This window comes from Nocardioides insulae DSM 17944, from assembly GCF_000422825.1.
In the GTDB taxonomy this organism is placed as follows: Bacteria; Actinomycetota; Actinomycetes; order Propionibacteriales; family Nocardioidaceae; genus Nocardioides; species Nocardioides insulae.
Genome location: NZ_AUGU01000013.1, coordinates 761,579 through 769,778 on the forward strand (window position 1 = coordinate 761,579; position 8,200 = coordinate 769,778).

8 protein-coding genes are annotated in these 8,200 nt (G+C 69.5%); 5 read left to right on the forward strand and 3 right to left on the reverse strand.

Annotation, left to right across the window (positions count from 1 at the left end):
• Window positions 1-13: 13 nt before the first annotated feature.
• Window positions 14-793, reverse strand: a complete 780-nt coding sequence (locus tag G515_RS19465) for a hypothetical protein (protein ID WP_051217846.1) — start codon at window positions 791-793, stop codon at window positions 14-16.
• Entirely contained in the window at window positions 790-3,540 is a 2,751-nt protein-coding gene (locus tag G515_RS19470; protein WP_051217847.1) for a cation-translocating P-type ATPase, read from the reverse strand. The genes G515_RS19465 and G515_RS19470 overlap by 4 nt, the downstream gene beginning before the upstream one ends.
• A gap of 193 nt (window positions 3,541-3,733) precedes the next feature.
• On the opposite strand from G515_RS19470, the gene G515_RS0104305 reads away from it, so the two are divergent.
• Together G515_RS0104305 and G515_RS0104310 are read left to right on the forward strand one after the other, a co-directional pair.
• Window positions 3,734-4,171, forward strand: coding sequence for a DUF6325 family protein (locus tag G515_RS0104305; protein WP_028659157.1), 438 nt, complete (start codon window positions 3,734-3,736; stop codon window positions 4,169-4,171).
• Window positions 4,172-4,185: 14 nt separating this feature from the next.
• Window positions 4,186-4,491, forward strand: a complete 306-nt coding sequence (locus G515_RS0104310) for an SHOCT domain-containing protein (RefSeq protein WP_245565194.1) — start codon at window positions 4,186-4,188, stop codon at window positions 4,489-4,491.
• A gap of 26 nt (window positions 4,492-4,517) precedes the next feature.
• On the opposite strand, the gene G515_RS19475 is transcribed toward G515_RS0104310, so the two are convergent.
• The gene (locus G515_RS19475) at window positions 4,518-5,552 is read right to left on the reverse strand and encodes an AraC family transcriptional regulator (RefSeq protein ID WP_036553902.1); all 1,035 of its coding nucleotides are present in this window, start codon (window positions 5,550-5,552) and stop codon (window positions 4,518-4,520) included.
• A 176-nt stretch (window positions 5,553-5,728) separates the two neighbouring features.
• Here G515_RS19475 and G515_RS0104320 point away from each other — a divergent pair, with 176 nt between their 5' ends.
• The 3 genes from G515_RS0104320 to G515_RS0104330 all read left to right on the forward strand — a co-directional run.
• The gene (locus G515_RS0104320; protein ID WP_028659159.1) at window positions 5,729-6,709 is read left to right on the forward strand and encodes a quinone oxidoreductase family protein; all 981 of its coding nucleotides are present in this window, start codon (window positions 5,729-5,731) and stop codon (window positions 6,707-6,709) included.
• Between the two features lie 38 nt (window positions 6,710-6,747).
• Window positions 6,748-7,659, forward strand: coding sequence for a TauD/TfdA dioxygenase family protein (locus tag G515_RS0104325; RefSeq protein ID WP_036553905.1), 912 nt, complete (start codon window positions 6,748-6,750; stop codon window positions 7,657-7,659).
• A 65-nt stretch (window positions 7,660-7,724) separates the two neighbouring features.
• Window positions 7,725-8,200: 3-keto-5-aminohexanoate cleavage protein (locus tag G515_RS0104330; protein WP_028658563.1), on the forward strand; the 476-nt coding region annotated here is incomplete at its 3' end.

An 8,200-nucleotide genomic window follows, 5' to 3' on the forward strand; every position in this document is an offset into this window, starting at 1 on the left:
GGGGCGCCGCGACTCACGGCTTCTCTCCGTTCTGCTCGGCGTTCTGCTCGGCGAGCGCGGCGAGCGCGGCCCGCGTCTTGGTCTCCTGAGGTGCCCCGAGGTCGATGCCGCGCGCCGCCAGGAAGACCTTGCTCTCCGCCGCGGCCTGGAAGGCGGCCGACGGAGCCGCCTTGGTGGAGAGTTCGAGGATGCGTCGCCCATCGGGGAGGAACCAGAGTTCGGCCACCATCTTGCGGCTGAGCTCCTGGGGGGCGAAGCTCGCCTTGAGCAGGGTCAGCGGACCGAGCACCCGGAGGTCCTCCACCCCGACCCCGGCCGGCAGTCGCTCCTCGAGGACGTCGCGCTGCTGCTCGCTGAGCAGGCGGGTCAGCCCTGCGGCGTCCCCCATCAGGGCCTTCACCTTGTGGTCGGACTTGTCCTCGGTCAACGAGCAGGAACACGTGAACCCCGCGGGGGACGCATCGACCTCCACCTTGAATCCCTCCAGGCCGCGTAGCCGCACCGGCACCTCGGCGGGCAGCATCGGCCGGAGCTTGACCGTGACATCGCCGTCCTTGCCCTGGACGCGACGAGCCCGGATCACCAGCCCGGACTCCGAGAGCCGCAGATCAGCGGTGTCGAAGAAGGCGACCTGTCGGATCTGCGCGGTGAGTACGTCGATCCCCATCGCGTCCGCCACCCGGCGATGATCCGCGTCGGGCACCGACACCTTGAGCTCCACCGAGTCGATGTCCGGGAGCATCCCGAGCAGCCCGGCCAGTTGCTCGGCGTCATAGGACGGAACCGTGGTCATCCCACTGCCACCTCCTTCGTGCTTCGGCGCAGACCCCACTTGACCAGCTCCTCGACCACCACCAGGGACAGCGCGATCGCGATACAGACACACCACTGCTCGAGGGTGAGGGCGGTGGTGCCGAAGATCCGTTGGAGGATGTCCAACGAGGTGACCGCGATGATGGCCAGCAGCGCGACGCCGTATCGGCGCAGCTGGCCCAGTGCCGGGAACGAGTCGCGATCGAAGACGGTGTTCACCTGGTCCCGGCACAGCAGCGCCGCGAAGAGGTGGAAGACCGACAGGGTGGTGAGCAGCATGGTCGCGGCGAGCACGGCGCTGCCCTGGTCCTCCCCGATCTGGTACGCCGCGAGCGAGCCGACGGTCATCACCGCACCCTGCACACACAGCCGGATCCAGTTGTTCCTCGACAGCACCGCGGCGCCGACCGGCCGGGGTTTGCGGGACATCAGCCCTCGGGCCGGCTCGTCGAAGCCGAGGGCGATCGCGAGTGGGATGTCGACCACCATGTTCAGCCACAGGATCTGCAGAGGGTCGAGCGGAGCGCCGTCGGCGATCCCGATCAGCCCGGCGCCGATGAAGATGGCGATGTAGGCGACCAGCGTGGACATCTGGAACCGCAGGTACTTGAGCAGGTTGTCGTAGAGCGCCCGGCCGTAGGCGACCGCACCGACGATGGTGGCGAAGTTGTCGTCGGTCAGGATCATCACCGCGGCCTCCTTGGAGACCTCGGTGCCGGTGATCCCCATCGCGACCCCGATGTCCGCGGTCTTCAACGCGGGTGCGTCGTTGACCCCGTCACCGGTCATCGCGACCACGTTGTCCTTCTCCTTCAAGATGCGCACCAGCCGCACCTTGTCCTCGGGAGCGACCCGAGCGATCACGCCGATCTCGTCCACCTGGTCGTGCAGTTCCTGGTCCGACATCGCAGCGAACTCGCTGCCCGTGACCGCCCGGCCCTCGATGCCGAGTTCGCGGGCGATGGCCGCGGCGGTGGTGGCATGGTCGCCGGTGATCATCCGGACGCGGATTCCGGCAGTACGGCACTCGGCGATCGCGGCCTTCGCCTCCGGTCGAGGGGGGTCCACGATCCCGACCATGGCCAGCAGGGTGAGCCCCTCCACCAGGTCGATCAGGGTGTCCGAACCGTCGGCCGAGCGCACTTGGTCCGGCTCGAGGTCGCGCTGGGCCACCACCATCACCCGCTCCCCGGCCTCGGCGATCGCGTCGTTGGCGTCGAGGGCGACGTGCCGGTTCTCGTCGGTGATCGGCACCGAGGTGCCGTCGGGACGGCGGATGCTGCTCGCTCGAGCGATCAGGACGTCGGGCGCCCCCTTGACGTAACAACGCACCACGGGACGGCCCTCATCGCCGATGACCTCGTGGAAGGTGGCCATGAACTTGTAATCCGAGTCGAACGGGACCTCCGCGACCCGCGGGAAGGCGGATCGGGTCCGTTCGATGTCCAGCCCGCCCTTGGCGCCCAGGACGATCAGCGCTCCCTCGGTCGGATCCCCGATCAGATTCTCCCCGTCCAGGACGGCGTCGGCGCACAACACCATCGGCAGCAGGTAGGGATCCAGGTCGTGTCGCTGGCCACCCACGTGAGCGATCTCGCCCGCCGTGGCGTACCCCTCCCCGCTGACGGTGTACCGGTGCCCGCCCGGTACGACGAGTTGGCGCGCGGTCATCTTGTTCAGCGTCAGCGTCCCGGTCTTGTCCGAGCAGATCGCCGAGGTGGACCCCAGGGTCTCGACGGCGGGCAGGCGTTTGACGATGGCCTTGCGTTGCGCGATCTCCCTGGTGCCCATCGAGAGCAGCGCCGTGACCACGGCGGGGAGGCCGGTCGGGATCGCGGCGACGGCGAGGGCCACGCCGGTGATGAACAGGGTGTCGAAGGACTGTCCGCGCAGCAGACCGAACACGATCACCAACAACAGCGCCACCGCGGCGATCGAGGCGATGACCTTCGAGAGGGAGTCGAGTTGGCGCTGCAGCGGGGTCTTGCTGGACCGGGTGGAGGCGAGCATGTCGGCGATGTGGCCGATCTCGGTCGCCATCCCGGTCGCGGTCACGATCAGCTCACCTCGGCCTCGGGTGACCGAGGTGTTCATGTAGGCCATGCAGACCCGGTCCCCCAACGGCACCTCGTCGCCCGGGACCGGGTTCGTGCTCTTGCCCACCGGCAGGCTCTCACCGGTGAGGGCCGCCTCCTCGATCTCGAGGGTCGCGGCCAGGCAGACCCGCCCGTCCGCCGGTACCCGGTCTCCCGCCTCGACCAGCACGATGTCACCGGGCACGAGTTCGGCGGCGTCGACCTGCACCGACTGCCCACCCCGTCGTACTCGGGCGATGGTCTTCATCATCTGGGCGAGCGCCTTCACGCTCTCCTCTGCCTTCGCCTCCTGGCGCAGCCCGATGACCGCATTGAAGACGGTGAGCCCGGCCAGCACGATCGTGGTCCCGGTGTCGCCCGTGACGACCTGGTTGACGACGGCCGCCACCAGCAGGACCACCTGCATGAAGTCCTCGTACTGGCGCAGGAAGGCCCGCCACCCGGGCTCCTTGGCCGTTCCGGCGAGCAGGTTGGGCCCCTGCGAGGCCAGGCGCGAGGCCGCCTCGGCGTCGGTCAGGCCCGCCGAGGTGTCGACTCCGAGCGCGAGTGCCACCTCGGCAGCCGGAGAGGCGACGGGGTCGTGCTGGTCGCGCGGCGTCGAGGGGGCCGCGGTGGTCGTGTCGTGGGGCATCGAGTCATCTCCACTCGTCGGAAACAGCCGTGGCGTCCTCCGATCCTGGAGCCGTTCCGGGTGGTCCTGCCTCACCCGGGGTGGGGTGGTCGAGGCCGCGATTCCACCCCTTCGGGGGTGAGGGCGGCGGCCCGATCGGCCGAGTACGGTGAGCGCGAGATCAAGCCGGTGCGTCACCGACCGAGGAGGCACAGTGAGCGAGGACGTAGGACCGATCGACTATCTGGCGCTGGAGCTACCCGCGGCGCGGATGGAGGGACAGGGCCTGGCGGCCCTCGTGGACCTGACCGAGCGCGGGATCATCCGCATCCTGGACCTGGTGGTCGCGACGGTGGCCGAGGACGGCGGGGTCACTGCCATGGAGATCACCGACCTGGACGGCGACGGCGAGCTCGACCTGGCCGTCTTCGACGGGGTGCGCTCGGGTCTGCTCGACGACGAGGACATCGCGCAGAGCGCCGGGCTCGTCGAACCGGGCAGCGCGGTCGCCCTCATCGTCTACGAGAACACCTGGGCCGGCCCGTTCGTGACCGCGATGCGCAGCGTCGGCGCCGAGGTGATCGCCAGCGGCCGGATCCCCGCCGAGGATGTGGCGGCGGCACTCGACGCACTCGAATCGACAGAGGCCTGAGAAGGGAGTCCGTGATGGGACTGATCCGTGGAATGGCGCGAACCGCCGTTGTCGCCGGGACCGCGACCGCCGTGTCGAACCGGGTGTCGCGACGACAGGCCGGCCGCTGGGCCGCGCAGGAATCCCAGCAGTACCAGCAGCCGCCCCCGCAGCAGTACCAGCAGCCGGCGTACGAGCCCCCGCCCCCCGCTCCTGCCGCACCAGCCGGTCCGACGACCGACGACATGATCACCCAGCTCACCAAGCTCGGGCAGTTGCGCGATCAGGGCATCCTCACCGACGCCGAGTTCGAGGCGCAGAAGGCGAAGCTGCTCGGCTGAGCGTCCGCGTCATTGACCGCGGGAGATCACGACGCGGTGCCGGCCAGCGCGGGCTCGGCCGGCACCATCGCGCGCTCGCGCCACTGGGAGGGGCTGAGGCCGAACTGCTGGTGGAACCACCGGGAGAAGGCACTGGGCGAGGCGAAGCCCAGGAGCTGAGAGACCTCGGTCATCGAGCTGCCCGGATTGGCCAGGTTGCGTTCGGCCATCCCGGCCCTCGCGTCATGAACGATCCCGCTGAACGACTCCCCCTCGAGCGCCAGATGGCGCTGCAGAGTGCGCCGGTCCACCCCCAAGGACCGGGCCGCCCGATCAACCGAGCACTTGCCCAGGGGCAGCAGCACCTCCACCACCTCCCGGACCCGCTGGGTCGACGTGGTCGCCCGCGGAGAGACGATCGACTCGAGGTATTGCCGGGCGTACGGCCGCAGCAGCGGGTCGGCGAGCACGTTGTCCGTGCCGAGGTCGCGGGTGTAGATCAGCAATCCGTCGAAGTCGTGGCCGAACCTCAGCCGCGGGCCGAAAGCCCGGTGATACAGGGTCAGATCCGCGGGCGCCTCGCGAGTGAAGCAGACGGCCAACGGCTCCCAGCCGGCGGGCAGGCACTCGGCGATGATGCCGTGCAGGGCCGCGACGGCCAGGCACAGCCCTTGCCGCGCCGGCACCGGCTCCCCGAACTCGACCCAGACCCGCACCGCCGTCAGGTCCGGACCCTCCTCCATCCGCACGTGCAGGGCCTCGTTGTAGCTCCGCTCGTAGCGGGTCAACAACATCAGCACCCGGCGTAGGTCGGGTTCCTCGCGGAGAACCACGCTCAACGGCCCCAGCGTGGAGAGCCTGCGCTGCTCGGCCAGTCGAAGGCCGAAGTCATCCTGGTCGGACTCCTCGGCCGCCGCCTCGAGCAGGCGGGCCGCCGACACGGCGCGGATCCACCTGTCCGGCACGGCGAGGTCGGCCGGGTCCAAGTGGTGTGCGCGCATCAGGCGGGCTCCGTCGAGACCGGCCTGACGCGCCACGGTCAGAAATCCGTCCAGGGTAGCCACCCGCAGATAGGGCCCCATCACCACCTCCGCCGGGCTGTTAGCCCCCTCACACCGCTGTCACCAAAGGGTAAGCACATCGTCACGATCGGAAAAGCCCGGAGGGCGTCCGAAATCTACCGTTTTCCTTGTAAGACGAAGCGGCGAACGACACCAGAGCGATCGCCATCAGCGAGGAGAAGGAGCCGACGAACCCGATGGCAAAAGGCATTCGTTTCTACCAGACCGGTGGGCCCGAGGTCCTGCGGTGGGAGTCCCTCGAGGTCGGGACGCCCGGTGCCGGCGAGGTCCGGATCCGCCACCACGCGGTCGGGCTGAACTTCGCCGACACCTACTTCCGTACCGGTCTCTACCCCGCCCCGCTGCCCGCGGGCATGGGCGTCGAGGCCGCCGGCGTCGTCGAGGAGGTCGGCCCCGGTGTCACCAGCGTCCGTCCCGGCGACCGGGTGACCTACACCGGCTCCCCGCTGGGGGCCTACAGCACCGAGCGGGTGATGCCCGCCGAGCACCTGATCAAGCTTCCCGACGCGATCGGGTTCGACACCGCCGCCGCCATGACCATGCGCGGCCTGACCACGGCGTACCTGCTTCGCCGGATCGCCGACGTGAAGTCCGGCGACACCGTGCTCCTGCACGCCGCCGCCGGCGGGGTGGGCCTGCTCTTCACGCAGTGGGCCAAGATCCTCGGTCTCACCGTGATCGGCACCGTCTCGAGCGACGCCAAGGCCGAGGTCGCCAAGGCCCACGGCTGCGACCACACCATCGTCTACACCCGCGAGGACGTCCCCACCCGGGTGCGCGAGCTCACCGACGGCAAGGGCGTCCCGGTCGTCTACGACAGCATCGGCGCCACGACGTACCAGAGCTCCATCGACTCCCTCGCCCGCCGCGGGCTGCTGGTCTGCTTCGGTACGGCGTCGGGCCAGGTGCCGCCGATCAACGCGATGGAGCTGGCCGTGAAGGGCTCGCTCTACGTCACCCGTCCGGCGCTGGCCGACTACATCGCCGACCCCGCCGAGCGGGCCGAGCTCGCCGGCGAACTCTTCGACCACGTCGCCTCCGGCCGGATCGAGGTCGAGATCAACCAGCGCTACGCGCTGGAGGACGCCGTACAGGCCCACCGCGACCTGGAAGCCGGCCGCAGCATCGGCTCCTCCGTCTTCATCCTCGAGCACTGACCAGCCGCCACCACCAACCCGCCCTCTGGGAGACCACCATGACCACCACCCTGCAGCCCGTCCGGAACGACACGAGGCCGGCGACGGTCCACCGCGGTTCCATCGAGGTCCGACCGCTCACCGCCAGCATCGGCGCCGAGCTGTCCAATGTCAGCCTCGCCGAGGCCGCCCGCAGCGAAGACCTCTTCGCCGAACTGCGCGCCCTCCTCCTCGAGCACAAGGTGCTCTTCTTCCGCGACCAGGACATCACCCGTGCCGAGCACGTCGCCCTGGCCGAGCGGTTCGGTGCACTCGAGGACCACCCGGTCGCCGGCAGCGATCCTGCCCACCCCGGCCTGGTCCGCATCTACAAGGACCTGGACAGCGCCCCCGAACACTACGAGAACGCCTTCCACACCGACGCCACCTGGCGCGAAGCCCCGCCGCTCGGATCGGTCCTGCGCTGTGTCGAGGGGCCGGCGGTCGGAGGCGACACCATCTGGGTGAACATGGCCGAGGCCTACCGGCGCCTGCCCGAGCACATCAAGGAGCAGATCGCCGACCTCCGCGCCAGCCACAGCATCCAGGCGAGCTTCGGTGCGCAGATGCCGATCGAGCAGCGCCACGCGCTGCGGGACAGGTTCCCGGACGCCGAGCACCCGGTGGTGCGCACGCACCCCGAGACCGGCGAGCAGATCCTGTTCGTCAACGCGTTCACCACCCACCTCGTCAACTTCCACACCCCCGACCGGGTCCGCTTCGGCTTCGACTACAACCCGGGCGGCAACGAGTTGCTGAGCTACCTGGTCCGCCAGGCCTGGGTGCCGGAGTTCCAGGTGCGCTGGCGCTGGACCCCGAACAGCTTCGCGATCTGGGACAACCGCTCGACCCAGCACTACGCCGTCCAGGACTACTTCCCCGGCGTACGCCGGATGGAGCGCGCCGGCATCGTCGGCGAACCCACCTTCTGACCGAACACCTCCACCCGACCCACCCGAACCACTCATCCCCGTCACACCACCACAGGAGAAAACCAATGCACTTCCACGACGACGCCCTGTTCCCCGAGGTCCAGGAGCCGGTGGTCATCACCGCCGCCCCCTACGGCCCGGAGTGGGAACTCGACGACTTCCGCGAGGACCTGCCCCTGACCATGGACGAGCACGTCCAGACGGCGGTGGACTGCTGGAACGCCGGCGCCACCGTGCTGCACATCCACGTCCGTGAACTGGACGGCAAGGGCTCCAAGCGGCTCTCGAAGTTCAACGAACTGCTCGGCCGGCTGCGCGAGGCCGTGCCGGAGATGATCCTCCAGGTCGGCGGCTCCATCTCCTTCGCCCCCGAGGGCGAGGGCGGGGACGCCAAGTGGCTCGAGGACGACGCCCGCCACATGCTGGCCGAGCTCGACCCCCGCCCCGACCAGGTCACCATCGCGATCAACACCAGCCAGATGAACATCGTGGAGCTGATGACCAAGGACGACATCGCGGGCACCTCCTTCGAACGCCCCGA

Bases quoted from the DNA above. Each gene is read 5' to 3' on its own strand.
- G515_RS19470 (WP_051217847.1), bottom strand. From the start codon at position 3,540: ATGCCCCACGACACGACCACCGCGGCCCCCTCGACGCCGCGCGACCAG.
- G515_RS0104310 (WP_245565194.1), top strand. From the start codon at position 4,186: ATGGGACTGATCCGTGGAATGGCGCGAACCGCCGTTGTCGCCGGGACC.
- G515_RS19475 (WP_036553902.1), bottom strand. From the start codon at position 5,552: ATGGGGCCCTATCTGCGGGTGGCTACCCTGGACGGATTTCTGACCGTG.
- G515_RS0104325 (WP_036553905.1), top strand. From the start codon at position 6,748: ATGACCACCACCCTGCAGCCCGTCCGGAACGACACGAGGCCGGCGACG.
- G515_RS0104320 (WP_028659159.1), top strand. From the start codon at position 5,729: ATGGCAAAAGGCATTCGTTTCTACCAGACCGGTGGGCCCGAGGTCCTG.
- G515_RS19465 (WP_051217846.1), bottom strand. From the start codon at position 793: ATGACCACGGTTCCGTCCTATGACGCCGAGCAACTGGCCGGGCTGCTC.